The 25,803-nt window shown below is 43.4% G+C and carries 22 protein-coding genes; 14 read left to right on the plus strand and 8 right to left on the minus strand.

Going from position 1 to position 25,803, the window contains the following annotated elements; genetic code table 11:
• Positions 1 to 84: 84 nt before the first annotated feature.
• The 7 genes from H562_RS0113230 to H562_RS0113260 all read left to right on the plus strand — a co-directional run bounded on the left by H562_RS0113230 (position 85) and on the right by H562_RS0113260 (position 8,259).
• The gene (locus H562_RS0113230; protein ID WP_027377942.1) at positions 85 to 714 is read left to right on the plus strand and encodes a GIY-YIG nuclease family protein; all 630 of its coding nucleotides are present in this window, start codon (positions 85 to 87) and stop codon (positions 712 to 714) included.
• A 53-nt stretch (positions 715 to 767) separates the two neighbouring features.
• Positions 768 to 1,181 carry a HEPN domain-containing protein gene (locus H562_RS15170; RefSeq protein WP_051190516.1) on the plus strand — a complete coding sequence of 138 codons (414 nt, stop codon included), beginning with the start codon at positions 768 to 770 and terminating at the stop codon, positions 1,179 to 1,181.
• A 108-nt stretch (positions 1,182 to 1,289) separates the two neighbouring features.
• Positions 1,290 to 2,267 carry an NAD(P)H-quinone oxidoreductase gene (locus H562_RS0113240; RefSeq protein ID WP_027377943.1) on the plus strand — a complete coding sequence of 326 codons (978 nt, stop codon included), beginning with the start codon at positions 1,290 to 1,292 and terminating at the stop codon, positions 2,265 to 2,267.
• 626 nt (positions 2,268 to 2,893) lie between these two features.
• On the plus strand, positions 2,894 to 3,874 hold the full coding sequence (locus tag H562_RS0113245) for a dipeptidase (RefSeq protein WP_027377944.1): 981 nt from the start codon (positions 2,894 to 2,896) through the stop codon (positions 3,872 to 3,874).
• 338 nt (positions 3,875 to 4,212) lie between these two features.
• The gene (locus H562_RS0113250; RefSeq protein WP_027377945.1) at positions 4,213 to 5,811 is read left to right on the plus strand and encodes a T9SS type A sorting domain-containing protein; all 1,599 of its coding nucleotides are present in this window, start codon (positions 4,213 to 4,215) and stop codon (positions 5,809 to 5,811) included.
• Positions 5,812 to 6,155: 344 nt separating this feature from the next.
• A complete protein-coding gene (locus tag H562_RS15175) occupies positions 6,156 to 7,712 on the plus strand; it encodes a bifunctional metallophosphatase/5'-nucleotidase (protein ID WP_034691198.1) in 1,557 nt (518 codons plus the stop codon).
• Between the two features lie 55 nt (positions 7,713 to 7,767).
• On the plus strand, positions 7,768 to 8,259 hold the full coding sequence (locus H562_RS0113260) for a nucleoside deaminase (protein WP_027377946.1): 492 nt from the start codon (positions 7,768 to 7,770) through the stop codon (positions 8,257 to 8,259).
• A gap of 25 nt (positions 8,260 to 8,284) precedes the next feature.
• Here the strand turns inward: H562_RS0113260 and H562_RS15180 are convergent, their stop codons facing one another.
• From H562_RS15180 to gyrA, 4 genes are all read right to left on the minus strand, one after another.
• A complete protein-coding gene (locus H562_RS15180) occupies positions 8,285 to 9,055 on the minus strand; it encodes a sterol desaturase family protein (RefSeq protein WP_084466386.1) in 771 nt (256 codons plus the stop codon).
• Between the two features lie 142 nt (positions 9,056 to 9,197).
• Complete coding sequence (locus H562_RS0113270; RefSeq protein WP_027377947.1) at positions 9,198 to 10,970, minus strand: aminopeptidase P family protein; 1,773 nt, start codon at positions 10,968 to 10,970, stop codon at positions 9,198 to 9,200.
• A 369-nt stretch (positions 10,971 to 11,339) separates the two neighbouring features.
• Positions 11,340 to 12,731, minus strand: coding sequence for a tetratricopeptide repeat protein (locus H562_RS0113275; RefSeq protein WP_027377948.1), 1,392 nt, complete (start codon positions 12,729 to 12,731; stop codon positions 11,340 to 11,342).
• A 32-nt stretch (positions 12,732 to 12,763) separates the two neighbouring features.
• Positions 12,764 to 15,376: a DNA gyrase subunit A gene (gene gyrA, locus H562_RS0113280; protein WP_027377949.1), complete on the minus strand. Its 2,613-nt coding sequence runs from the start codon at positions 15,374 to 15,376 to the stop codon at positions 12,764 to 12,766.
• A 151-nt stretch (positions 15,377 to 15,527) separates the two neighbouring features.
• Here gyrA and H562_RS0113285 point away from each other — a divergent pair, with 151 nt between their 5' ends.
• Positions 15,528 to 15,842 carry a DUF4286 family protein gene (locus tag H562_RS0113285; RefSeq protein ID WP_027377950.1) on the plus strand — a complete coding sequence of 105 codons (315 nt, stop codon included), beginning with the start codon at positions 15,528 to 15,530 and terminating at the stop codon, positions 15,840 to 15,842.
• 11 nt (positions 15,843 to 15,853) lie between these two features.
• Here the strand turns inward: H562_RS0113285 and H562_RS0113290 are convergent, their stop codons facing one another.
• The gene (locus tag H562_RS0113290; protein WP_027377951.1) at positions 15,854 to 16,888 is read right to left on the minus strand and encodes an acyl-CoA reductase; all 1,035 of its coding nucleotides are present in this window, start codon (positions 16,886 to 16,888) and stop codon (positions 15,854 to 15,856) included.
• Between the two features lie 61 nt (positions 16,889 to 16,949).
• On the opposite strand from H562_RS0113290, the gene H562_RS0113295 reads away from it, so the two are divergent.
• From H562_RS0113295 to H562_RS0113320, 6 genes are all read left to right on the plus strand, one after another.
• Positions 16,950 to 17,300 carry a 4Fe-4S binding protein gene (locus tag H562_RS0113295; protein WP_027377952.1) on the plus strand — a complete coding sequence of 117 codons (351 nt, stop codon included), beginning with the start codon at positions 16,950 to 16,952 and terminating at the stop codon, positions 17,298 to 17,300.
• Between the two features lie 100 nt (positions 17,301 to 17,400).
• Positions 17,401 to 18,465 carry a 3-phosphoserine/phosphohydroxythreonine transaminase gene (gene serC, locus H562_RS0113300; RefSeq protein ID WP_027377953.1) on the plus strand — a complete coding sequence of 355 codons (1,065 nt, stop codon included), beginning with the start codon at positions 17,401 to 17,403 and terminating at the stop codon, positions 18,463 to 18,465.
• Positions 18,466 to 18,505: 40 nt separating this feature from the next.
• Entirely contained in the window at positions 18,506 to 19,465 is a 960-nt protein-coding gene (locus tag H562_RS0113305; protein ID WP_027377954.1) for a D-2-hydroxyacid dehydrogenase, read from the plus strand.
• Between the two features lie 4 nt (positions 19,466 to 19,469).
• On the plus strand, positions 19,470 to 20,714 hold the full coding sequence (locus H562_RS0113310) for a DUF1015 domain-containing protein (RefSeq protein ID WP_027377955.1): 1,245 nt from the start codon (positions 19,470 to 19,472) through the stop codon (positions 20,712 to 20,714).
• A gap of 52 nt (positions 20,715 to 20,766) precedes the next feature.
• Positions 20,767 to 22,131: a M20/M25/M40 family metallo-hydrolase gene (locus H562_RS0113315; RefSeq protein WP_027377956.1), complete on the plus strand. Its 1,365-nt coding sequence runs from the start codon at positions 20,767 to 20,769 to the stop codon at positions 22,129 to 22,131.
• A complete protein-coding gene (locus H562_RS0113320) occupies positions 22,131 to 22,484 on the plus strand; it encodes a diacylglycerol kinase family protein (protein ID WP_027377957.1) in 354 nt (117 codons plus the stop codon). Before H562_RS0113315 ends, H562_RS0113320 begins: the two co-directional genes overlap by 1 nt.
• Here the strand turns inward: H562_RS0113320 and H562_RS0113325 are convergent.
• The 3 genes from H562_RS0113325 to lpdA form a co-directional block, all read right to left on the minus strand.
• A complete protein-coding gene (locus tag H562_RS0113325; protein WP_233702003.1) occupies positions 22,468 to 23,232 on the minus strand; it encodes a patatin-like phospholipase family protein in 765 nt (254 codons plus the stop codon). The genes H562_RS0113320 and H562_RS0113325 overlap by 17 nt on opposite strands.
• A 19-nt stretch (positions 23,233 to 23,251) precedes the next feature.
• The gene (locus H562_RS0113330) at positions 23,252 to 23,953 is read right to left on the minus strand and encodes a VIT1/CCC1 transporter family protein (protein ID WP_027377959.1); all 702 of its coding nucleotides are present in this window, start codon (positions 23,951 to 23,953) and stop codon (positions 23,252 to 23,254) included.
• Positions 23,954 to 24,227: 274 nt separating this feature from the next.
• Positions 24,228 to 25,619, minus strand: a complete 1,392-nt coding sequence (gene lpdA, locus H562_RS0113335; protein ID WP_034691200.1) for a dihydrolipoyl dehydrogenase — start codon at positions 25,617 to 25,619, stop codon at positions 24,228 to 24,230.
• Positions 25,620 to 25,803: the final 184 nt, after the last annotated feature.

Genomic DNA, 25,803 nt, shown 5'->3' on the forward strand with positions numbered 1-25,803 from the left:
AGAATAATGTAAAATCTAATAAGATTTCTTATTTTTAGTGAATTACTTATTTGATTAATATGAAAAATTTATAAAAATATTTAAATGAATGAAATAGAAAAAGAATTTTTCACAATACACAAAATTGATTTTGAGAATTGCATAGATGTTCAGAAAATGCGTTTGACAGTTGGTGTAAAAGCGATTATGAAATATCATAAAAAAAAATTTGCTTATAATACATTTCCATGCAAAAGAGGACATACAATAAAAAATTCCGTTGGACAATGTGTAATGTGTAACTCATCTGCGATCAGTTATCATTCTCGAGAAAGAAATAGTGGATATCTTTATATCGCAGGTTCAAAATGGGGTGAACGAATAAAAATAGGAGCGACTACAAATTATGAAAAGAGAGAAAAATATTTAAATGAAAATAAAGGATATGGAATGCACGCCGATTGGAAAATTTTAGCAGTAATTAAAGTTGATGAAATGGGATTTCGCGAAAGACAAATTCATAATTTATTAGAAAAATATCGTGAATATGGAATACAGTACTATCGTGGAAATGAAATTAAAACATCTAACGAAGCATTTAGATGTAATTACGAAAAATCATTAAACCTCCTAAAAAAATTTTGTTTAGATCATAAATTTGATTTAAAAATTTTTGAACGTGAAGTAACGAAATATGATTTTGCAAATTTAATAAAAGACATTGAAGACTTATAACATTTTAAATTCCCTACAAAATCTTATAATAACTTTTCGAATTACTCCTGTAATTGTTTTCCTACACAAAGTATTTCGATTCTAAAAATTCCGAATCAATATGCATTAAAGAGTTTTTAGTAAATGAAGGTCTTAAAAGACAGTATCATACATTAATTGATTGGGAGAGCAAAAATGCTAATCCGTTCTTTGCATTATTTGGCCAAGAATTCAAAAAATTTATGAATGTAAAAGTAAGTGAAGATGGTAATTTGAAAGAAAGTATAATTTCATTTATAGAATTAGGAAATGAAAGAAATAGATTAGTTCATCAAAACTTTGGATCATATTCAATTGAAAAAACATTAGAAGAGATTTTGAATTCCTATCAAAAATCATTATTATTTGTCGAATCATTAATTGACAACCTTGAGGTCTTTCATAAAAGCATACTAGAAATTTCAAATCATGATGATTTCGCAGAATAGTTTTCGTAAGAGAATTCTCAACATTCTCTTTAAAATTAAATTTCTTTAACACATCTACTTTTGTTGCTACCAAATATGTACCTGTATTACTCTTTTAAAACCAATAAAATGCGCGCAATCCATATCACAAAATCCGGTGGGCCGGAAGTTTTACAATTACAGGAAACTCCAAAACCAACACCGGCAGAAAACCAGGTTTTGATTAAAGTAAAAGCCGCCGGAGTCAATCGCAGCGATATTATCACGCGAAAAAACACCGACACTTACGGCAAAGGTTCGCCAACCACTTTAATTCCCGGTTTAGAAGTTTCCGGCGAAATAACAGAAATCGGTTCAGCCGTAACAGATAAAAAAGTCGGCGACAAAGTCTGCGCTCTCATTGCAGACGGCGGTTATGCAGAATACGTGGCGGTCGACAGTTCTCACTGTCTTCCCATTCCCGCAGGAATCAGTTTAACCGACGCTGCGGCAATTCCAGAAACGGTTTTTACGGTTTGGTTTAATGTCTTTCATTTAGGCAAACTTCAATCTGGTGAAAAACTACTCATCCACGGCGGCACCAGAGGTATCGGAACCATGGGTTTGCAAATGGCAAAAGCTTGGGGCTGCAAAACCTACACCACCGCCGGAACTGAAGACAAGATTGATTTCCTCCAGAAAATGGGCGTTGACAAAGTCATCAACTACAAAAAAGAAGCCTTCGAAGAAGTCCTGAAAGACGAAAAAATCGATGTTATATTAGACATGGTCGGCGGAGATTACACCCAAAAGAATCTCGAGATCCTGAATAAAAAAGGCCGACTTTGTTACATCAACGGTATGAAAAACATGGACGTCAATATTAATCTGCGCACCCTAATGGCAAAGAATCTCACGGTGACAGGAAGTTTTCTAAAACCCCAAACTGCGGAAGTAAAAACCCAGATCGCCACAGAAGTGGAAAAAAACATCTGGCCGATGTTTCATTCAAAAAAGATTCATCCCATCATCTACAAAACATTCCCTCTCACAGAAGCTGCTGAAGCGCATCGGTTGATGGAAAGCAGCGAACATATCGGGAAGATATTGTTGACGATGGATCGATGATAATTTGAGAATGTGCTAATGTGGCAATTTGAGAATGTGGCAATTTGAGAATTTGAAAATGTGCTGATTTGAAAAAGGAGTTTCGATACGACCTGGGAAACGGGGCCGTTAAGAAAATTGAAATTTGAGCCATTAAGAAACCGACAAAGGAGGTGCGCCGATTCAAATAAAACAATAATAAATAATGAGGCAAGTTTCCAGTGTTTGAGTGGCGGCAAAAATTGTTAATCGAAGAAACAATTAAAGTTTCCGCCCGAGTTTGGAAGTTTTAGAATTAAATTCTAATTAGGCGAGTTTCCAGTCTTTTCCGCCGCGGCGGATGGTTCTTTTTATCAAGGAAAAAAAATGAAATAAAAAGAATAAAGAAAAGATTAGAAACTAATATTGAGATTCCACGCTTCACTTTGTTCCGCTCTGAATGACAAAAAGTGGTTTATAAAAAACAAACTCGTAGTTAAGCGACCGAAGAAAGGGAGCTATTTAAAAAAATTGCATTTGAAGCATTAACCACCTAAAAGCACTGCTAGAGTTTGGAAATTTTAAAATTAAATTCAATTTTCAGGTGAGTTCCGCGCTCAAGTGTAGTTCCGCCTAAATCATTATTTTAGCAGACTATTAAAAACTCTATGAAAACCGCCGTTATAGATCTTCACTGCGATCTCCTCTCCTATCTTACACAGCCGAATTCCGGCATTTATAAAACCGAAGATATCGGCTGCGCAGTTCCTTTTTTAATGAAGGGAAATGTCAAATTACAGATCATGGCGATTTTTGCACCCGTGACAGATGACAGTCATGAATTTGGCTTGCAGCAAAGTGAAATATTCCGTCAACTGGATCACCAGGAAAATGAGCTTTACCGCTTCGGAAAACAGGATTTAAACACTTTTGGAACTGCTGAAAAAATCGGCATGCTCGCCGCGATTGAGAGTGGCTCTGCTTTCTGTACCGAAACAATACCTCTTAAACAGGGTTTCGAAAATCTGGAAAGAATCATCGGGAACGTGGGAAATATTCTGTATATGAGTTTTACACATCATGCAGAAAACAGGTTTGGTGGTGGCAATTTCTCTACCGCCGGTTTAAAAAACGACGGTAAAGCCCTGCTTGATTATCTACACGGTAGAAATATAGCGCTGGACTTTTCGCATACAAGTGATGCGCTGGCGCATGACATGCTGCGCTATATTGCTAAAGAAAACCTTAAAATCCCCATATTAGCCAGTCATTCCAACTACCGGCCAGTTTTCGCGCACCCGCGGAATCTGACCGATGAGGTGGCGAAAGAGATCATTCACCAACAGGGCCTGATCGGCCTGAATTTCGTGCGGGCTTTCGTAAATCCCAAAGATGAAAAAAGCCTTGAAAAACATGCTGCACACGGGATACAGCTGGGCGGTGAAGATGCCGTTTGTTACGGTGCCGATTATTTCTACACCAAAAATCATCCGGATAAATCCAGGATCCCGTTTTACTTTCCGGCCTACGAAAATGCAGGACTTTATCCCGAAATCAATGAATCGCTGAAGGAAAACTTTGGCGAAGAACAAATGCAGAAAATCAGCAGTGAGAACGCGCTGAATTTTATGAAAAGGCTTTGGTCCTGATCCCTGATCTTTCCGGGACATCTGAATTTCATCATTCGTATTTCCTGATTCGCACTAACCGTTCGCATTGAGACCCGCTTCAGAAATACTGAGGTTATTATTGTCTCAACTTTGATCTTAACCGCTAATATTTGCAAATATACCCTCCCCAGGGTATATTTTTTTTAGCCGCTACCAATACCTTTATATAAATGAATTTACTTCTTTTTTCAAAGTTCGTAAAGAGCACGTTTCAGTTTAGCTTATTGGAAAATTAAACTTCCTACACAATTTCGCCTTCACATGGCGCGAATTAATTTTATTTAAAGAGGCATCCGTCTATCATTAAAAATTACATTATGAAAAAATTATCCTTTCTCCTTCTGCTCTGTCTGGCGCGAACCGCTTTCGCACAGTATGATCCACAAGTGGTAACGCCTGTATATACCGGAGGAAATACGTACAGAGGCGTCAATAACCTGTACTTTTCTGCCACTTTGGGCAGCCGGCTGTTTTTTAACGTACAATTGGAAGATTCTTTCGAATTATATATGACCGACGGCACCGCTGCGAATACACTGAAACTGAAAACACTGCCGCAGGTGTTGAATATGGCTGCTTTCGACAATAATGTGTACTTCTCCTTTGGTGATCCTGTGAACGGCACCGAGCTTTGGAAAACTGACGGTACCCTGGCAGGAACTGTGTCTGTTTCTACGCTGGGAAGCAATTCGACGGCTGCTACGCAGTTTACGGTGTCGGGCTCGAAAATGTACTTTGTCGCGGGCAATTCTGCCTCGCCCAACAGTCCGCAGCTATATATACTGGAGGCGGGAAGCAATACACCGCAACTGCTAAGGAATGATCTATACGAAGTTTCTAACCTGACCGCGCTCAACGGAAAAATATACTTCTCAGCAAGTGATACCGCACCCAACATTTACAATCGAGAACTGTATACCACCGATGGAACGGTTGCCGGCACAATTCGCGTAAAAGACATCTGGTCCGGAACAGGAGACAGCAATCCTCAGAATTTTAAGGTCTACCATAACAAACTGTATTTCTCGGCAAATGACGGCACACACGGCAGAGAAGTATGGACCAGTGACGGCATCGAAAGCGGTACGAAGTTACTTAAAGACATCAATTCCGGCAGTGGTGACGCTTTCTACGGTTTTAATTCGGGGGTTTACAACGGAAAACTATATTTTGCCGCCAGCGACGGAGTCAATGCTGGCGCCATGTGGGTCACCGACGGGACGCCCGGCGGTACAGAGCCGGTAAAAGTATTCAACACTGCTGGCAGTTCCGGCGTGTCAGGATTTGTGGAAGTGAACGGTAAAATGATTGTAACTGCAAATGATGGAACACATGGTTTTGAACTTTGGGTAAGTGACGGCACGGCACAAAATACGACTTTACTCAAAGACATAAACCCGGGCCAGAATTCGGCGAATTATGCGGTCTACGCCACAAAAGGCGGCTGCGGAAATGTGCTATTCTTTGATGGTGACAGCGGCGCCAACAACGTGGAACCATGGGTTACCAACGGAACGGAGGCAGGAACCTATCAGATCAAAGATATTCACCCCACCGAAGGAAGTCTGGATTATGAGACCCGGTATGTGCAGTTGGGAAGTAAAATATATTTTTCTGCAAGACTGCCCACAGGCAGACAGCTGTTTTCAATGAATGCAGACTGCACTTTGAACGTAAACGAAAATCCGGCTGCTGCAATCCGCGTTTATCCTAATCCTGCACATGAATTCATCAATATCAGCTGCCCGACCGATATTAGAACAGTCGAAATTTATAATTCGGCCGGTCAAAAACTATTGAATATGAGCGGAAATCAAAAACAGGTCGACGTGCGTCAATTAACTGCAGGCATCTACATCATTAAAATCACTACAGGAAACGGTAAAGCATTCTCAACAAAAATTATTAAAAAATAAATCATCAGCAAACGGGATATCGCTTTCAAATTTTGCACTGTTGATCACAACTCACAGCCAGTCAAACTACACTGCTCATAATGGGCAGTTTTTTTTGCGCTTCATTAAAATATTCAGTTCATGCGAATGATATTTTTCGCAATTGATTATTAAAATCGATATTAATCAGTAATAGAACACCAGAGATTATTATTAAAAAAAATACATAAGCAGACGGCGTCTAATTCTAAAAAGTTGAGTATCAACCGAATTTCCAGAATAATTTCGGAAATAAAAACGCTCTTTCGGAACTCTGTTTGCGCAAACTGCGAATAATTGATAACTTAGGGGTTAAACTTTTTCAAATGAAAACTCGATTTCCGGTTTACGCGTTATTGGCTATGCTCGCCTTATCATCGTGCGCCACAGTAAAAACGCCAACGAGGGCAGCAAAGGACGACGGTAAGATCACCATCACTTTCGTTCAGATCAATGATGTATACGAAATTGCTCCGCTACAGGGTGGAAAGGTCGGCGGCGTGGCGCGCGTAGCGACATTAAAGAAACAGGAGCTCGCCAGGAACCCAAATACGTTTATGGTGATGGCGGGAGATTTTTTGAGCCCGTCGGTATATAACAGCTTAAAATACGAAGGCAAAAGGATCCGCGGCCGGCAAATGGTAGCCTCACTGAATTCGGCGGGGCTCGATCTTGCAGTTTTTGGCAACCATGAGTTCGATATTACCGAAAAAGAACTTCAGGGCAGGATCGATGAATCTGCTTTTCAGTGGGTGTCATCAAACACTTTTCACAAAACCGCCTCAGGTATTGCTCCATTTACCAAAACAACTGCTGCCGGAACTGAGAAATTTCCCGAAACCTATATCATGAACGTGCAGGACAAAGACGGCACCCAGGCAAAAATCGGTTTCATAGGGCTCACGCTGCCGTTTAACAAAGCAGAATATGTGTCTTACACCGATGAATATCAGGTCGCTGAAAAACTTTACAACCAAATTAAAGATTCATGTGATGCGGTGGTGGCGATCACCCACACCTCCGTAGAGGAAGACAGCATACTTGCGCGCCGCGTTCCCGGCTTGGCCCTGATCATGGGTGGTCACGAACACAATATGCAGTTTAAGAAGATCGGCAACATTTACATCACAAAAGCACATGCCAACGCTAAATCAGCGTATGTAAACTATCTGACCATCGATGTGAAAAACAAAAAGACTTCCGTGGTTCCGGAGCTTAGAATGTTGGATACTTCCGTACCACTCGATCCCGAAACTTCCGAGGTCGTACAGAAATGGATGGATATCGGAAACGCCAATTTCGCGGCGCTGGGATTTGATACGCAGCGGGTGATCCTCGAACGGGGCGAACCGCTGGACGGGCGGGAGGAAATGATCCGCAGCGGAAAAACCAATCTTACAAGAATTGTGGTTTCTGCCATGGAAAAAGCCGCGCCTGCCGCCGATGTCGCTATCCTGAATTCCGGCTCGATCCGGGTGGACGACATTATACAAATGCCCGTCACAGAGTACGGTATCATCCGTTCTTTGCCGTACGGCGGCGCCATTATGGAAGTAGATATGAAGGGAAGTCTACTGACACGTATTCTGGAAGCCGGCCGGAATAATGTGGGTTCAGGCGGATTCCTCCAGTATTCATCTACCGTGAACTATGATCCCCAAAAATCTGTCTGGATTTTAAAGGAAATGCCGATAGAGCCCTCGAAAACCTATCATGTAGCGCTGGCTGATTTCCTGATGACCGGTGGCGAGGCGAATATGGCCTTCCTCACCAAAGACAATCCGGATATCGTAAAGATTTATCCTGTCGCCACCGATATTACAGATCCCCGTTCCGACTCCCGACTCGCAATCATTAAATATATGCTGAATCTCGGCCATTAAACATGCCCGCAAGACCTGACTTCCTTTAATAAACAGTACTCCATAATTTTACCTGATGGCAAACAAACTTACAGAAAATGACATCCAGTATCTGAAGCGATGTCTGGAGCTCGCTGCAGAAGCGGTAAATGCCGGCGACGAAGCGTTTGGTTCTGTTCTGGTTGATGATTCCGGAACCATCATCACGGAGGCCAGGAACAGGGTGAACGAAAAAACAGTCCTGGCCCATCCGGAAATAGATCTGGCTTATGGGGCGGCAGAAAATCTCACCGAAAAAGAGCGGGCAGCCACAACGATGTATACCACCGGCGAACACTGCCCGATGTGTGCCGCTGCCCACGGTTGGGTCGGTTTGGGAGCTTTAGTATATCTGAGTTCGGCGGAGCAGCTAGCAAACTGGCAGAAGGAATCTGCACTACCGGCGGCGCCAATTAACTTCCTGCCGGTGGAAGAAATCATTAAAAATATTGCGGTTCGCGGTCCCGGCGACGGTGAACTTTTGGCTGAAATTAAAAGGCTCCATCAAAAAAGCTGGTTGAGCGATTAGTTATGTCGGCCTACTTTTCCGTCAGCTATTTCTCTGTTTTCATCCAACGGTCCCAAAAAGTAAAATACAGGCCGAAGTTTTTCTTCAGGTTCCTGTGATGCTGGTCGTGGTGCGTGGCGCCGATTACGTTCTTTCTTATAAAACTGAACCTTTTACCAAGCGGATAAATTTCGAGGCCCGCATGATTGATGATGGCAGACAGCGTCATTAAGAATAAAGTGATAAAAACCGCGGTAAGACTCATGGGCAGAAACATAATGATCAGCGGCAAAATAACTGCCTGCAGCAAAGATTCCACCGGATGAAACGAAAAGGAGGTGAAGGCCGTTGTGCGAACACTCTGGTGATGCGTCATATGAAACCGGCGCAGTACGGCCGAACTGTGCATCCACCTGTGAAGCCAGTAATAATACAGATCATGCAGCAGCAGGTAGATGACAATGCTCACCGGCAAATACCACAGCGGATATTCACGAACATCGGTATACACTTTCGTATAACCCAGCTGGTATAAAACCAGTACGACCATTCCGGTCACGCCAAAAATTACCGCGCTTACAGACGAAAGGATGAGTTCCCTTCTGATCTGGCTGCGCATGTTGTGGTGAGACAGCAGAAGCCTTTTGGAATTACCATTTTTGCGCAGCTTCAGGACCATAAAATGATAGGCGCCGGAAAGAATCAGATAGCGCAAAAATACGACAGTGCAGATCAGTACAAGCGAAACGGCGAATACCGGCGGCTGCGTAAAGTCGAAACCTGCAACGGTTCTAAGTGGAAGTTGTTCTGCGGACATCAAAATGATTTTATTAAAGATATCCATTTTTTAAATATATCTTTCGGATCAGGCAAAAAAAAGATGCCGACATTTTAGTGGGCACCTTTTTTAAGCAGGAATAACTTTTAAAAATTAATCCTTGGTAAGTTGGGAGTTTTGGTTAAAGCGGTTTTACCTGTTCCAAAAACCAGGTTTTTACATCACCCTCCAGTTCGTTTTCAAGTTTTTCGCGGCACCATTCGTGATAGGAATTCAGCCAGTCTTTTTCAGGTTCGGTAAGCAGGTCCGCAGCGATGACATTCCGGTCAAAAGGACAGATGGTCAGCGTTTCGAAATCATAGAAAGTACCGAAATCAGTGGTTTCCTTTTCGCGTACGGCGATCAGGTTCTCATGACGGATGCCGTAATGGTTCTCATAATAAAATCCGGGCTCGTTGGAAAGCACCATACCCGGGATCAGATCCTGCATGTTCATATCTTTGCGGATATTTTGCGGACCTTCGTGAACATTCATAAAACTGCCAACGCCGTGGCCAGTTCCGTGGTTGTAATCCTTACCTTCCTTCCAAAGGGCGAGTCTGGCAAAGGCATCCAGCTGAACGCCGCGCGTTCCTTTTGGAAATTTCACCATCGACAGTTGAATAAGCCCTTTCAAGGCCAAAGTGCAGTTGTGTTTAAATTCTTCCGAAGGTTTGCCGAGCGCCAAAGTCCGCGTGATGTCGGTGGTTCCTTCAAGGTACTGTCCGCCGGAATCCACAAGAATCGTGGCCTCGGCAGTGACTTCCTTACATTCTTCCTGTTTCGCGGAATAATGCATGATAGCGCCATTTTCTTTAAAACCAACGATACTGCCAAAACTTTCTCCAACAAAATTCTTTCCCTCCGAGCGGAAGCCGCGGAGTTTTTCGCCGACCGTAAATTCACTCATAGGTTCTTTGCCAACCTGCGAAGTGAGCCAGTGAAGGAACTTGACCATGGCAACTCCATCGCGCTGCATTACCGTTCGGAAGCCTTGGAGTTCGACAGGGTTTTTAATGGCTTTCATTAAATTCCCGGGAACGGGTGCTTTGATGAATGTATTATTTTCTTTTAATGCTTCGAAAATGGACTGGTTGCTGTTCGGTGAAATAAGTATTTTTTCATCTTTAATGTCTTTCAGATCTTCAAAGAAGTTGTCGTAAGGCATCATTTTTACGCAGGAATCATCGAGTTGCTTTCTGGCATCGGTTTCAAGCTTATCGAGATCCACATAAAGTTTCGCCTCGTTCTTTGTCAGTAAAATATAGCCCAGAAATACAGGATTTGCCTGTACATCGCTGCCGCGAAGGTTTAAGGTCCAGGCTACATCATCTAAACTCGATATAAGATGTACGGACGCACCGAGCTCCTCCATTTTATTTCGGATATCGTTGAGTTTTTCGGTGACCGATTTTCCGGCCCGTTCTACGGGATGCACGAATACAGGATTTTTCCTCGCGCTTGCATTCCGATCGGTCCAGATGTCTTTCAACAGCGGAAGATCGACGATTTTACGGCCTTTCGCTGACAGTTTTTCCTGCAGAAGCTGCCAGTTGGCGTGGGAAGTAGCCAACGCATTGACGGCGACTTTGCCGCCTTCCGGAATTTCGGAAATGATCCAGTCGATATAATCAGGTGTGCCATCCATACCGTCTTTATAAAGATCGATACCCGATCCGGCGAGTTCTTTGGGCGCCTGCACAAAATAACGGCCGTCTGTCCATAAGCCCGCTTTGTCTTTGGTAACTACCACAAATCCTGCAGAACCTGTAAACCCCGAAAGCCAGGTGCGCTCCTGCCACTCCGCGGGCAGATATTCGCTCATGTGCGGATCCGCGGAATAAATGATAAACGCGCCGATATTGTTTTCCTGCATTTTTTGGCGCAGTGCCGATATTTTTTCAGATGCTGTCATGTGATAATATTTTCACCGAATTTACGAAGAAATCAAGAGGTGAAAAAAGTCTTAGTGCTAAAGTTTTACTAAAAATCCCGGCTGCAATTTAAAGTTGTATGGGCGTTTTCGGTGTCGGTCAGATTCGTCGCGGGAATAATTTAGAAAAGTTACCGGAAAAATGTGGATCTTGATTTATAGCCGCGATTGAAACGGCATCCCCAGCCCCGAAGCCGGGGCTGGGATATAGTGGAAAGCGCGACCCGACTTCGGAACAGCTCAAATCCAGGTTGCTCCTGAAAAAAATACGCATTTTACGAAAGCTGAAAACAAAAAAAATGTACTGAAACGGGTTCAGTACATTTTGGATTAGATTGATTCTGCAAAAGTTTATTTTCCTTCGGCAGCCTTCATGGCAGCTTCCTTGGCTTTGAATTCCTGGAATTTTGCTTCATTCTTATTGGACTGATAAAGTCCTTTGAGCAGTCTTACAGCCTCTAAATTGTTGGGATCATACTGGTACCATTTTTCCGCATAAGGCAAGGTTGCCGCAAGTCTGGCGCGGCGGGCTTCGATGATTTTGTTGGCTGCATCTGGTTTTCCCGCTTTTTTGGCAGCGTTGTAATCGTCGATGGCTTTGGCATCATCACCCATGGTCAGATACGTAAGGTTTTGCCATGCCTCTACATAGTCGGGCTTCAGTTCAAGAGATTTCTTGTAGGATGCTACAGCTTCAGCTTCGGTTGCAGGATCTTTGCTCTGCAATACACCGAGATTATACCACGCATTGGAATCGGTAGGGTTTTTTGCTACGGTAGATTTTAGTGTAGCCACGAAATCATCCATCTTACCGGCTTTGTAATAAGCAGTTCCCTGAAATTCTGCGAGCTTGGTGCTTTTGGGGAATTTCTTCATGCCGGCATCAATAAGTGCGAGCGCCGCATCGTATTTCCCGTCTTCGATGAGTAAAGCGGCGTTGGTCTCATACAGTTCCTGCTCAATATTTTTGGACTTGTCCATTTTGAAATCGGTGTAATCAGCAGCATCGCCCATCTTTTTGTAAAGGTCCCAAGCTGTTTTTGAAAGATTCTCAAGAGCACCTGATTTCTTGTTTTTCGCGGTATACGTGGTTTCCGCGCCGGTATATCCCGAAGAGATCAACTCATCGTAAACCTTAATTGCAGCGGGACGGTTCTGTGCAAGGGCGTAATTTAAACCGGCATAATACAGATACTGTTTATTATCCTGTCCGCCGGCCTTTAAAAGGTCATACACTTCCTCAAACTTCGGCGCTGCCGCAGCGTAGTTTTTTGCATTGTAATAATCCATTGCGGCTTTGTTGGCAGATTCGATAAGCGGGTTGATCGTGTTGGCGATCTTTCCGGTAAGCGTGGGATTGTAAGTTTCTTCTTTCAAACCCTGAATGCCCGATTTATCTGCAGCTTCTTTGCCCACGTAGTACACTTTGTTCTTGGAACTGTCTTTTCCGGTATAGATTTTCATTTTTCCCAGGTCCGTCATTTTTGCAAGATAAGTAGCTCCTTCTGCGCTTTTTCCTGCTTTTAGAAGGGACATGCCTTTGGCATAATAATACTGCTCCTGAACGGAAGGCTCCAACATATACGTTTGCCCACCCATTGCTGCTTCTGCAGCTGTGATCTGCGCATTGGCAGCCGACATATCACCCGCCTCTACTGCCTTTGCAGCTGCAGCGATCTCTTTTTTCTGCGCCATCGCAAAAGTCATTGAAACTAATGCTGCGCTTAAAAATATTTTTTTCATTATATTATTTTTAAAAAAAATTGGTTTAAAATTTATTCTGAATCGTTGTCTTCTTCACCGTCATCAGCTGCGGCGGTTTCATCTTCGGGAACGCCTGCATCGTCTGTTGGCGTCACTTCAGTTTCAATGGTAACCTCACCATCGGTGATTTCCAGGTTTTCCATTTCGGCTTCTTCTTCAATTTCCTCCACATCTTTGTCCATTTCCACTTTTGCAATAGCCGCAATGGAATCGTTTTTCTTGAGGTTGATGACTTTTACACCCTGTGTATTTCGGCCCATCACGCGCATTTCATCCATTCCCATTCTAATGGCTACACCGGATTTGTTAATGATCATCAGACCGTCATCGTCGGTCACCATTTGAATGGCGATCAGATTACCGGTCTTCTCGGTGATATTTAAGGTAATTACCCCTTTGCCACCGCGGTTCGTTATACGGTAATCCTCTACCGCCGTACGCTTGCCGTAGCCATGTTCAGAAACTACCAAAACAGTTTCATTCTGCACATCGTCCACAACGATCATGCCAATGACTTCGTCGCCTTCGTCCAGTGAAATACCACGGACACCAATGGAGCCACGACCTACGGCACGGGCTTTTTCTTCTGGAAAACGGATACATTTCCCGTTTTTGGTCGCGATCATGATCTCGGAACTGCCGTTCGTTAATCTTGCACCTAACAGCTGGTCGTTATCACGGATCTCAATCGCATTCACCCCGTTTGTTCTTGGTCTCGAATAAGCCTCCAGAGAGGTTTTCTTGATGGTTCCGTTTTTGGTGATCATCACCACATTCATCTGTTTTACATAATCCACATCTTTCAGATCATTGGTTCTGATGTATGCTTTGATCTTGTCGTCGGGTGCAATATTGATGAGATTCTGCACGGCGCGCCCCTTTGATGTTTTGGAACCTTCAGGAATTTCGAAAACTCTTAACCAGAAACATTTTCCTTTCTCGGTAAAGAAAAGCATATACTGGTGATTGGTTGCCGCTACAATATATTCCAGGAAATCTTCATCTCTGGTAGTTGCTGCACGGTTTCCTACGCCGCCACGGCTTTGTACTTTATATTCCGACAGCGAGGTTCTTTTGATATAACCTGCGTGAGAGATGGTTAGTACAACTTTTTCGTCGGGAATAAGGTCTTCGATGGACATTTCGCCGCCTGAGTAATCTATTTCTGAGCGTCTTTCGTCGCCGTATTTTTCTCTGATTTCAATTAATTCATTTTTAATGATCTCGAATCTGCGATCTTCATTGGCAAGAATATCTTCCAGGTCTTTGATCAGGTTCATGATCTCTTCGTATTCCGCCCGGATCTTGTCGAGCTCCATTCCTGTCAGTCGCGCCAACCTTAAATCAAGGATGGACTGGGCCTGAATGTCAGAAAGGTCGAATTCATTGATCAAACCGGTCTTGGCTTCGGCAGGATTCGCGCTGTGGCGGATGATCGCAATGGCTTTATCGAGATCATCCTGGGTGCCGATCACCTTCATGAATCCTTCCAGGATATGCGCGCGCTCCTTAGCCTTCTTCAATTCGTATTCGGTTCTGCGCACGATCACTTCATGGCGGTGATCCACGAAGTGGTGAATAAGATCTTTGAGATTCAATTGCTCCGGTCTTCCTTTTACCAATGCAATATTGTTTACACTGAATGAAGTCTGGATTGAGGAATATTTATAAAGCATATTCAGAACAACGTTCGGAATTGCATCATTTTTCAGTTCATATACGATTCGCAGACCGTTTCGGTCGGACTCATCGCGGATCTCGTAGATACCGGGAATCTTTTCGTCCTTTACCAGTTCTGCAGTACGTGCGATCATCTCGGCTTTATTGACCTGATATGGGATTTCGGTAACGATGATCGCATTTCTGTTGCCGATCTCTTCAAAGTTCACCTTTGCACGGAGTACGATACGGCCACGCCCTGTATGGAAAGCATCACGCACACCGTCATAACCATAAATAATTCCACCTGTTGGGAAATCGGGAGCGATGATGTGCTTCATCAATTCATCGATGGTGATTTCTCTGTTATCGATGTAAGCCACAATGGCATTAATGCTTTCAGTAAGGTTATGCGGCGCCATGTTGGTCGCCATACCTACGGCGATACCCGAAGTTCCATTAACCAGAAGATTCGGGATCTTGGTCGGCATTACGGTAGGTTCCGTAAGTGAATCATCGAAGTTATTCTGAAAATCAACGGTATCTTTATCAAGGTCGGCAAGGATCTCATCAGAAATTTTCTGCAGTCTGGCTTCGGTATAACGCATTGCTGCCGGCGGATCACCATCCATAGAACCGAAGTTACCCTGGCCATCGACCTGCGGATAACGCAGACTCCACGGTTGCGCCATACGCACCATTGCATCGTACACGGAAGTATCACCGTGCGGGTGATATTTACCGAGAACATCACCAACGATTCTCGCGGATTTTAAATATTTTCTGTTAGAAAAAACGCCCAGTCCGTACATACCGTAAAGGACTCTTCTGTGAACCGGCTTCAAGCCATCTCTTACATCGGGTAACGCTCTGGAAACGATTACCGACATCGAATAATCGATATAAGAGGATTTCATTTCATCAACAATGTTGATAGGAATTAACCTTTCTCCTTCTTTATGCATAAATGTTTTTTAAATAAGATGAAAATCAGAGGTTTAGAACCTGCGCTGATTTATCCTAACTTCTTGGTTTTAATAAGGGGCTAATTTACAAAAAAATTACCGATTTTTGCGCTGTAAATTTGTGCTGTAACCATAAAAAAAACATAAAATAATGACTGTTGTGAGCCTGACTTTTCATACCCTGAACCACCGCCAGGAAGAGTGGGAAAATTATCTGCACACAGAATTCCCCCAAATGATAGAAAATCTTTTCGACGTTGATAAATATATGCTTGCCGATGTGGAAAGCGAGATGATCGCCGAAGGAAAAAACACAAACCTCCTCCTCTTTTTCGACAGTGTTGACCGGCGTGATGATTTTCTGGGTATAGAACTGAAAAATATCTCAGAAAGACTGGAACAGAAATTTGGCGAAGATGTGATGCTCTTCAGAACGCTGCTGCATCCGCGAAATTCGAGAATATAAACCGGTGGTGTTTAGATCACCTCCAGAAAACGCATGGTATCCACATGGTCTGCATAAGTGTCCAGACCGGGATGCTGCGCCTCTCCGAAACCTATAGAATCAAAACCCAGACCGGGATCTGCCACAATAGTCTGAATATCTTTCTCGTTTTCACGAAGGAAATCCTGTACCTCTGCAATAGCTGAATAACGGGAGAAATGAAGCACTGCCAGCGGCGAAAAGAGCTGCTCATCTTCCTTCAGAAGCACAAAATTATTATCCCAGAACTGTTCCTGATTCAGCAGGTAGACAGCGCGGTTGTATTCGTAGTTATTGGCGTATTTATGGTGGTTAATAATACCTTTGAATTTCAGGAAACTTTCGAACAAACGGTCGATCTTAAAATCTTCAGGAATAAACAGGCGCGTTACATTTCTGCAGCCCAAGCCGTAATACCGGAAAATATCTTCCGCCAGAAGCTCCAGCTCGGCCGAAGTTTCAGCACCACTTAAAACCGCCACTGAAGTTCTGTTTTTACGGATGATACTCAGGTGATCCTTAAAGTAATACTCCAGGTAGCGCGCGGTATTATTGCTTCCTGTAGCGATTACCGCATCAAAGTCTTCAAGCTTTTCTACAAATTCATAACTAAGTGAACTTTCGGCAAATTCCTGCCATTTCCGAAGCAGGAAAGGCAACAGCCGTTTATCTTTTGACGACAGTTTTATCACCGCAATATGATTGCTCAGTATCACTGAAATTACATCGTGAAAGCCAACCATCGGGATGTTGCCTGCCAGAATCAGGCCTACACGCTTTTGAGTTTTCGAAGGCTGATAGTGAGAAAGCCATCCGCTGAGTTGAGATTCTGTCAGCAGTTCAGCCCACTGCGAAAGTGCAAATTTTTGATTTTCTAAGGTAAACCACGGATTTTCAATTTCCGATTTCTTTAATAATGCTGAAAATTCCGCATTAACTTCATTATCATTTTCAGGATCTGCATTTAAAAAATTATTAATGAGGGCACCTAACCTGCAAAGTCCTGAAATTTGTTTTTCTATAGTCATAATAAAGAAAATTGAGGGAATTTTTAGTAATTTTGTGCAAATTTAAAAAATAAAAGTAGCAATGGCTATCAGAATAACAGATGAATGTATAAATTGTGGCGCCTGCGAACCGGAATGCCCCAACAATGCAATATATGAAGGTGCAGTAGACTGGAAAGCGTCCGACGGCACAGCGCTGAAAGGCAAAGTAGTGCTGAAATCCGGTTTGGCAATTGATGCAGACGCCCCACAGGAGCCGGTAAGCGATGACATCTACTTCATTGTCACCGATAAATGTACGGAATGTATCGGTTTCCACGAGGAACCCCAGTGTGCTGCAGTTTGCCCTGTCGACTGCTGCATACCGGATGAAGATAACGTGGAATCTGAAGAAAGCTTGCTGGAGAAGAAAGCTTTTTTACACGGAGAATAGTAATTCTGCTCACGCACTGTGAGCAGTTTTTTTTACGCTATATCCTACAAAAAACACCAACCACGATGTGCATTCTTACACTTCGTACAAAATAACAAAAATGAATAAAAAGCACAATTTCAGCGCCGGACCCTGCATTTTACCACAGGAAGTTTTCGAAAAATCGGCCGCCGCAATTCTGGATTTTAACGGCATTGGACTTTCACTGCTGGAGATTTCCCACCGCAGCAAGGACTTTGTTCCCGTGATGGAGGAAGCCCGCGCAATTGTAAAAAGATTGCTGAACCTGAATGATGACTATGAAGTAATATTTGTAGGCGGTGGCGCAAGTCTGCAGTTTCTGATGGTTCCTTTTAACCTCATGAAGGCCGAAAATGGGAAAGCTGCGTATCTGGATACGGGCACCTGGGCCGCCGGCGCGATCAAGGAAGCTAAAAAACTCGGCACTGTAGATGTGGTAGGTTCCTCCAAAGCTGATAACTATTCATTTATACCTAAAGATTATAAAGTCGGCAACGAATACGACTATTTTCACTGTACGTCCAACAATACCATTTACGGAACGCAGATGAAATCTTTTCCGGAGGTTGATACTTTAATGGTTTGCGATATGAGTTCCGATATTTTTTCACGTCAGCTCGATTTCTCAAAATTCGATGTGATCTATGCGGGAGCGCAGAAAAACATGGGTCCTGCCGGCGTAACTATGGTGGTCGTAAAAAAAGAAATACTTGGGAAAACAGGCCGGGATATACCTTCATACCTCGATTATTCCCTGCATATTGCCAAGGAATCCATGTTCAACACGCCGCCGGTCTTCCCGGTTTATGCGACGCTGCTCACGCTTCAGCATCTTGAAAAAAACGGTGGAATTGCTGCCGCAGAAAAAAGAAACGAAGCAAAAGCTGAACTTCTTTACAGTGAAATCGACAAAAATCCACTTTTTGAAACATTCTGTAACAAAGAAGACCGCTCGCTGATGAATGTATCCTTCAAGTTACTTGACGAAAGTAAAAAAGAAACCTTCGATGCTGCGTGGAAAGAAGCCGGAATTAACGGGCTGAACGGTCACCGCAGTTTGGGTGGCTACCGCGCTAGTCTTTACAACGCTTTACCATTAGAAAGTGTTCAGGTATTGGTTGACGTAATGAAATCTTTAAAGTAAAGTAATAACACAGCAATTTTTGCAACCGTAAATTCACAATATGAAAGTTTTAGCAAACGACGGAATCTCAAACGCCGGAATCGAAGCTTTAAAGAAAGATAACATTGAATTTGTAGAGGCTAAAGTCTCTCAGGAACATTTGGCAGATTTCATTAATGAAAACCAGATCGATGTATTGCTGGTCCGCAGTGCGACTAAAGTGCGCCGTGATCTGATCGATGCCTGTCCCGGTTTGAAAATCGTAGGCCGTGGCGGCGTGGGTATGGATAACATCGATGTGGAATATGCCATTGAAAAAGGACTTTACGTAATTAATACACCGAAGGCTTCGTCGCGGTCGGTTGCAGAGATGGTTTTCGGGCATTTCCTCTCCCTGGCTCGTTTCCTGCACGAATCTAACCGTATGATGCCACTTGAAGGCGATACCCAGTTCAAAGCTTTAAAAAAGTCATATTCGAAAGCCGTAGAACTTGAAGGTAAGACTTTAGGTGTTGTAGGTTTTGGCGGTATAGGTCAGGAAGTTCTGAAAATCGGAATTGCTCTGGGAATGAAAGTCAAAGTGCTGACACGCCATCCGAAAACCGAAAGACTGGCGCTGCAGTTTTTTGATGGCCAGTCCGTAAGTTTCGAGATTTCTTCGGTTCAGGATTGGGATGCATTTTTGAAGGATGTCGACTTTTTAAGCCTTAATACACCGAAAACGAAAGGATATATAATCGATACGCCGCAGTTCGAAAAAATGAAAGATGGCATTTTTATTGTAAACACTGCCAGAGGCGGCGTTCTGAATGAAGTGGCACTTCTGGAATTTATCGATTCGGGAAAAGTTGCCGGTGCTGCCCTGGATGTTTTCGAGAACGAGCCCACGCCGGAACTTCCGCTTCTCATGCATCCAAATCTTTCACTTTCTCCGCATCTGGGCGGTAATACACTCGATGCTCAGGAGAAGATCGGAACCGAACTTGCGCAACAAATTATTGACATTAAAAAGAAACTATAGAGAAATGCCTACTTTCAAACCTTTTCGGGGAATCCGTCCCAACGAAGATTTCGTCGACATATTTCCTACACATCCATTAGATAACTTTTCGCAGGAAGTCATTAATGAAAAAGCTCAGACTGACTCATCGTACATTCAGATGATCAAGCCGTATGTAGTAAGCAAATCCAAAGATATCAACAGAAACCTGCGAAAAATAAGAACCAATTTCGAAGAACTGCTCGATGATAAAAAACTCGTGCAGGACAGTTCCTCCTATTACCTTTATGAGCAGTTTTTACCCAATAAATCCACCTACCGCGGACTTTTGGGTTTGGTAAGTGTAGATGATTTCCGGAACGGAAAAATTAAAAAACACGAATCTACGCTCACCCATAAAAAGGAGAAACTGGCATTTTATCTGGATAAAGTTAACCTTCAGGCAGAACCTGTGCTCCTGACTTATATCGCCAATCCTAAGGTAGAACTCCTGATGAACCATGAGGAGAAAAATATTCCTATCCTGAATTACCTGGATGATACCGGCACGCGACACAAGATCTGGCGTATAGATAACCGGTTGAAAATGCAGCAGTTCAAGGAGGTACTGGAGCAGATCGATTCATTCTATATTGCCGACGGACACCACAGAATCGGCAGTGCAGCGCTGAACGCTGACAATCAAAAAGAGAAGAACAAAAAGCACACAGGCACAGAACATTATAATTTCGTTTTCAGTTTCCTGGTTTCGAATCAGTCTATTAAAATACACGATTATAACAGGCTTATTTCTGACCTGAACGGACTTTCGGAAGAAGAATTCCTGAACCGCATCGGCGAAAATTTTCTGGTTCACGAAAAAGGAACTTCACCGTACTACCCTTCTCAGAAATTCCATATTTCCATGTATCTCGGCGGCAAATTCTATTCGCTGCATGTAAAACATGACCTGCGGAAACAGCAAAGTGATATGAACGATCTTGACCATTTTCTGCTGGAGGAATTTATTTTCAAAGACATACTCAGCATCAATGATCCGAAAACCACTGAGCGCATAACCTATCTTAAAGGTTGTTCGAGTGTCGACGGCATTAATAAAATCAAGGAAGAAGTCGATTCCGGCGCATATAAAGTGGGATTTGGAATTTATCCGGTGAGTTTTAATGACCTGCGAAAGGTATCTGACCAGAATATCAAAATGCCGCCTAAGTGTACTTATATCGAACCCAAACTCGTGACAGCGCTTATTATGTACGATATGAAACAGTAAAGCATTTTCATAAATTTTGTTTAAATTTGGGTTTATCAATTCAAGTAAACCTATGAAATATTCTCTGATCAAAATACTTCCGCTCTTTCTGGGCGGAATTTTATTTTCCCAAACTCCGCAGGACTCCATTCAGTTCAAACACATTGCCGATGAAATGTTGGTTAATGGAACCGCTTATGAGGGCCTGCGCGATCTCACGCAAAATATCGGTCACCGCTTAAGTGGTTCCGAAGCGTACGAAAAAGCCACAGACTGGGCAGTCCAGAAATTAAAAGAAGCTGGCGCAGATAAGGTCTGGAAAGAAGATGTGATGGTGCCGGTGTGGGTGCGCGGCAAAGAGTCGCTGCAGATAAAAGCCAGTGACGGTGAATGGAAAACACTTCGTATGACGTCTCTGGGAAACTCCGAAGGATCGAACGGAAAAGATGTAGAAGCGGAGATCATCTTCGTAAAAAATAAGGCAGATTTCGATAAACTGCCGGACAATGCCATAAAAGGAAAAATTGTCTTTTTTAATTATGCCTTTAACCAAAAGTTTATTTCTACCGGTCAGGCTTATGGTGATGCGGGAATTTACCGCCGTTCGGCTGCGTCCTGGGCCGGCAAGCGCGGTGCAAAAGCAGTGATCATCCGCTCACTTTCTTCTGCTTTAGACGACGTTCCACATACGGGAATGATGACTTATGATAAAGATGACACCGCCAGAATTCCTGCCGTAGCCATTGGGCCAAAAAGTTCCGACGAACTGGAGAAAGCACTGCAAACGCTGAAAATCACCGCAAAACTGAACTCCAACTGCGGAATGAAGGGTGAAAAACTGAGCCATTCCGTAATTGGAGAAATTACCGGTAACAAAGATCAGAGCGTCATCGTAGCCGGTGGACACCTGGATTCCTGGGACGTGGGCGAAGGTGCACAGGACGATGGCGCCGGCATTGTTCAAAGCATTGAAATCCTGCGGACCTTCAAAAGTTTAGGTTTAAATAACAACCACACCCTTCGCGTTGTATGTTTTGCCAACGAAGAAAATGGTGTGCGTGGCGGAAGACAGTACGCCAAAAATGTAAAGGAAAAAAATGAAAAACACATCTTCGCCGTGGAGAGTGATGGCGGAGGCTTCACGCCGAGAGGTTTTGGCTTGGTGATGACGCCTGATAAAAGAAAACAGGTTCAGTCCTGGCGCGCACTTTTTCTGCCGTATGGCGTTCACAACTTTGAATATCAGTATGCCGGAACCGACATCGAACCTTTAGAGGTACTGGGTGTTCCTTTAGCAGAACTAAGTCCCGATTCACAGCGCTACTTCGACATCCACCATTCCGAGGAAGATACATTCGATAAGGTAAACCGAAGAGAACTGTTGTTGGGTGCGGCGGTAATGGGGCAACTTATTTACATGGTTGATAAAAACTGGTAATGAGGAAACCTCCTTTCCATAAAAGTTTAAGTAACGCTGTAAAAGGAGTTTTATGGATGCTCAGATCCGAGCGCAACTTTCAGCTGGAAGTTCTTGCGATGCTCCTCAATTTATTCTTAATAGTATTTCTGAGCTTAACACCGACTGACGCTGCACTTATTCTAATTGTATGTTTTGCGGTGTTAAGCCTGGAAATTCTGAATACATGCGCCGAAAAGCTATGCGATTTGGTGCAGCCCGACTTCGACGAAAGAATTAAAATCATCAAAGACATAGCGGCAGGCGCTGTGGTTCTAATGGCCACCGCATCTGTATTGGTGGGAGTTCTGGTATATACTAAATATCTTTTTTAAAGACCATACCGTCGTAGGAAGTTTTTGCTGCGCTGTACCCGATGTCGAAAATCTCTTCCAGGCGGTTGGCTTTGCGCTCAAAAGTGCCGTAGTTTGCCAGTTTTTTGGTGGTGATGAGCCAGTCGCAGTATGCAAATTTGTGAATTTCGGTTCGGTGCGACAGCAGCTCGTAAGCGCGCGTTGTAACCGCTTTTATAGTATTTAAATCTGCAATTTCTACATCCTGCGGTGGCGAAACGTATACGCCGATCAGCCTTTCGCACGTACCGTGGATGATATCCGCCGGAAAATTATTGAGCACACCGCCATCACTGAACATCTCGTTACCTACAATATATGGAACGGTGATCCCGGGAATGGAGCACGAGGCGATTACGGCATCTACAATTCTATCTTCGGCCTGAAAAATTTTCTGCTCACCGGAAACAAGTTCTGTAGCGACGATTTTTAATTCAACGTCGAGGTCACCGATCTTCATATCCTCAAAAACCGGCGTAAGGTAATTTGAAAATATCATTGACGAGACAAGTCCTGGCTTATTGAACGCGAAATGGGTCCAGTGAAAAAAATATACTGATTTAAAAAAGTCCAGGATTTCCTGCGGCGTTTTATGAACTGCATACAGCGCCCCCACTATGGAGCCGGCACTGCAGCAGGCCAAAACGTCAGCGCGAATATTTTTTTCCGCTAAAAACTTTAAGACACCGGCGTGGGCAACACCGCGGGTTCCGCCTCCGGATAAGACCATACCCAATTTGTGTTTAGAATCAACTGACATTTACACCAAATAAATAACCGGTAAGCGCCGAAGCCAACATCGCCAATGTCCCCCAAACGGTCACACGTACCACCGAATCTAAAATATGGGAGCCGCCGCCACGTGCGGACAGATAACCAAGAATAATTAAAAATAAAATGGTAAAACCGTACTGGTAATACATCATGTGATCAATCGGCAGAAATATGCTAACCATAAGCGGCAAAATACCTCCGGCTATAAAAGAAGCGCCACTGGCTAATGCCGCCTGCAGTGGCTGCGCTTTCATGATTTCGTTGATCCCGAGTTCATCCCTCGCGTGTGCTTCCAGGGCGTTGTGTTCGTGTAGCTGTTCGGCCACCTGCAAAGCCAGCTCCGGAGTGAGGCCTCTTTTTACATAGATCTTTGCCAGTTCGTGCATTTCGTGTTCCGGCATTTCTTCGAGTTCTTTTGCTTCGCGTTTTAAGTCCGCAGCTTCAATATCTGCCTGCGAACTTACAGACACATATTCACCCGCTGCCATTGCGAAAACGCCGGCAACAAGTCCGGCGAGTGATGCCAACACCAAAACATCTTTTGAACTGCCTGCGGCCGAAACACCAACTGCAATACTGGCAACCGATAAAATCCCATCATTTGCGCCGAGAACAGCCGCGCGGATCCAGTTGCTACGGTTGATAAAATGATCTTCGAACTGAATTTCGTTTTCCATAAGGTAAAAATAAAAAAAACTTCAGTTAAATGGCTTTAGTTTCTGAAGAGTGTTGGTATTTTTTGAAGTGTTGTTAAAAAAAACTGTCACGGACTGCAAATCCGCGACATCGGCTTATAATCTTTAAACTTAATATTCATATCATTGATTATCAATACTTAAAGATACAAAACAACCATAAAATAAACAATAATTTTCAAAACAAATCACAAAAAAACCGCCTCAGTTTTGAGACGGCGTCATCAGTATTTTGTCAAAAAATATTTAGAATATTTTAGATGTGAATCACCTCGCCATAAGCGGCCGCAACTGCTTCCATTACTGCTTCTGAAATTGTTGGATGCGGGTGAATTGACTTCAGCACTTCATGGCCGGTAGTTTCTAATTTACGTGCTACAACCGCTTCCGCGATCATATCGGTTACACCGTCGCCCACCATATGACAACCAAGCCATTCGCCGTATTTCGCATCGAAAATTACTTTGATGAAACCATCGGTATCGCCGTTGGCAGTGGCCTTTCCGGACGCTGAGAACGGAAACTTCCCTACTTTCAGTTCGTAACCTTTTTCTTTCGCCTGCTTTTCAGTCAGTCCTACAGACGCCACCTCGGGATGAGCATAAGTACAGCCCGGGATATTACCGTAATCAATCTTTTCTACATGAAGTCCCTTGATCTTTTCTATACAGGTAATTCCTTCGGCCGAAGCCACGTGAGCTAAAGCCTGGGTTGGCAGAATATCACCAATTGCGTAATATCCCGGAACCGAAGTTTCGTACCACTCATTGACCAAAACTTTTCCTTTTTCGGTTTTAATGCCCACTTCCTCAAAACCCTGACCTTCAATATTTGAGGCAATTCCCACTGCGGACAGCAGAATATCGGCTTCTAAAGTGATGTTCCCTTTTGCTGTTTTTACCGTGGCTTTTACACCATTTCCGGAAGTGTCCACAGATTCTACAGAAGCATTGGTCATAATTTCAATACCCGATTTCTTCAGGGATTTTTCAACGTGCTTTGAAGTATCTTCGTCTTCAACAGGTAAAATCACAGGCATAAATTCTACAATGGTCACCTTCGTTCCCATGGAATTATAGAAATCGGCAAACTCCACACCGATCGCACCTGAGCCAACAACGATCATTGATTTAGGCTGTTCCGGCAGGTTCAGCGCCTGTCTGTAACCAATGACTTTTTTGCCGTCCTGCGGAAGGTTGGGCAATTCGCGGGAACGCGCACCGGTTGCTATAATGATATGTTCGGCTGAATATTCGGTGGCTTTACCGTCGTTACCGGTCACAGAAACTTTTTTGCCTTTTTGTACTTTGGCTGTTCCCATGATCACGTCGATCTTATTCTTCTTCATTAAGAAAGCAATACCGCCGCTCATTTTCTGCGCCACGCCTCTGCTTCGCTGAATCACTTTTGAGAAATCGAAACCCGGATTTTCTATTTTATTAAGTCCGTAATCCTCTGTATGTTTTAAGTAATTGAAAACGTGTGCTGATTTCAGAAGTGCTTTGGTAGGAATACAACCCCAGTTAAGGCAAATTCCGCCCAGACTTTCTTTTTCTATAATAGCGGTTTTAAAACCAAGTTGTGCCGCTCTGATTGCTGTAACGTAACCACCGGGACCACTTCCGATGACAATAATATCGTAGTTCATCTTTATAAATTTGATGCGAATTTACGGAAACTTTCTGAGGTTTTATACAGATTACAGGGCTGATATTTCCCTTAACAAGTCAGTTTCTCTCAAGTTTTAATTATTTCGAAAAATCCAACAATAAATGTTAATCTGATTTAATTTTACCAAAAAAAACCCTTTCAGATTTAATCCAAAAGGGTAT

It is taken from the genome of Kaistella palustris DSM 21579 (assembly GCF_000422265.1).
Lineage (GTDB): Bacteria > Bacteroidota > Bacteroidia > Flavobacteriales > Weeksellaceae > Kaistella > Kaistella palustris.

What these genes read in the sequence shown, in the direction of transcription:
- H562_RS0113230 (WP_027377942.1), top strand. Translation starts at nt 85, where the DNA reads ATGAATGAAATAGAAAAAGAATTTTTCACAATACACAAAATTGATTTT.
- H562_RS0113240 (WP_027377943.1), top strand. Translation starts at nt 1,290, where the DNA reads ATGCGCGCAATCCATATCACAAAATCCGGTGGGCCGGAAGTTTTACAA.
- H562_RS0113245 (WP_027377944.1), top strand. Translation starts at nt 2,894, where the DNA reads ATGAAAACCGCCGTTATAGATCTTCACTGCGATCTCCTCTCCTATCTT.
- H562_RS0113250 (WP_027377945.1), top strand. Translation starts at nt 4,213, where the DNA reads ATGAAAAAATTATCCTTTCTCCTTCTGCTCTGTCTGGCGCGAACCGCT.
- H562_RS15175 (WP_034691198.1), top strand. Translation starts at nt 6,156, where the DNA reads ATGAAAACTCGATTTCCGGTTTACGCGTTATTGGCTATGCTCGCCTTA.
- H562_RS0113260 (WP_027377946.1), top strand. Translation starts at nt 7,768, where the DNA reads ATGGCAAACAAACTTACAGAAAATGACATCCAGTATCTGAAGCGATGT.
- H562_RS15180 (WP_084466386.1), bottom strand. Translation starts at nt 9,055, where the DNA reads ATGTCCGCAGAACAACTTCCACTTAGAACCGTTGCAGGTTTCGACTTT.
- H562_RS0113270 (WP_027377947.1), bottom strand. Translation starts at nt 10,970, where the DNA reads ATGACAGCATCTGAAAAAATATCGGCACTGCGCCAAAAAATGCAGGAA.
- H562_RS0113275 (WP_027377948.1), bottom strand. Translation starts at nt 12,731, where the DNA reads ATGAAAAAAATATTTTTAAGCGCAGCATTAGTTTCAATGACTTTTGCG.
- gyrA (WP_027377949.1), bottom strand. Translation starts at nt 15,376, where the DNA reads ATGCATAAAGAAGGAGAAAGGTTAATTCCTATCAACATTGTTGATGAA.
- H562_RS0113285 (WP_027377950.1), top strand. Translation starts at nt 15,528, where the DNA reads ATGACTGTTGTGAGCCTGACTTTTCATACCCTGAACCACCGCCAGGAA.
- H562_RS0113290 (WP_027377951.1), bottom strand. Translation starts at nt 16,888, where the DNA reads ATGACTATAGAAAAACAAATTTCAGGACTTTGCAGGTTAGGTGCCCTC.
- H562_RS0113295 (WP_027377952.1), top strand. Translation starts at nt 16,950, where the DNA reads ATGGCTATCAGAATAACAGATGAATGTATAAATTGTGGCGCCTGCGAA.
- serC (WP_027377953.1), top strand. Translation starts at nt 17,401, where the DNA reads ATGAATAAAAAGCACAATTTCAGCGCCGGACCCTGCATTTTACCACAG.
- H562_RS0113305 (WP_027377954.1), top strand. Translation starts at nt 18,506, where the DNA reads ATGAAAGTTTTAGCAAACGACGGAATCTCAAACGCCGGAATCGAAGCT.
- H562_RS0113310 (WP_027377955.1), top strand. Translation starts at nt 19,470, where the DNA reads ATGCCTACTTTCAAACCTTTTCGGGGAATCCGTCCCAACGAAGATTTC.
- H562_RS0113315 (WP_027377956.1), top strand. Translation starts at nt 20,767, where the DNA reads ATGAAATATTCTCTGATCAAAATACTTCCGCTCTTTCTGGGCGGAATT.
- H562_RS0113320 (WP_027377957.1), top strand. Translation starts at nt 22,131, where the DNA reads ATGAGGAAACCTCCTTTCCATAAAAGTTTAAGTAACGCTGTAAAAGGA.
- H562_RS0113325 (WP_233702003.1), bottom strand. Translation starts at nt 23,232, where the DNA reads ATGGTCTTATCCGGAGGCGGAACCCGCGGTGTTGCCCACGCCGGTGTC.
- H562_RS0113330 (WP_027377959.1), bottom strand. Translation starts at nt 23,953, where the DNA reads ATGGAAAACGAAATTCAGTTCGAAGATCATTTTATCAACCGTAGCAAC.
- lpdA (WP_034691200.1), bottom strand. Translation starts at nt 25,619, where the DNA reads ATGAACTACGATATTATTGTCATCGGAAGTGGTCCCGGTGGTTACGTT.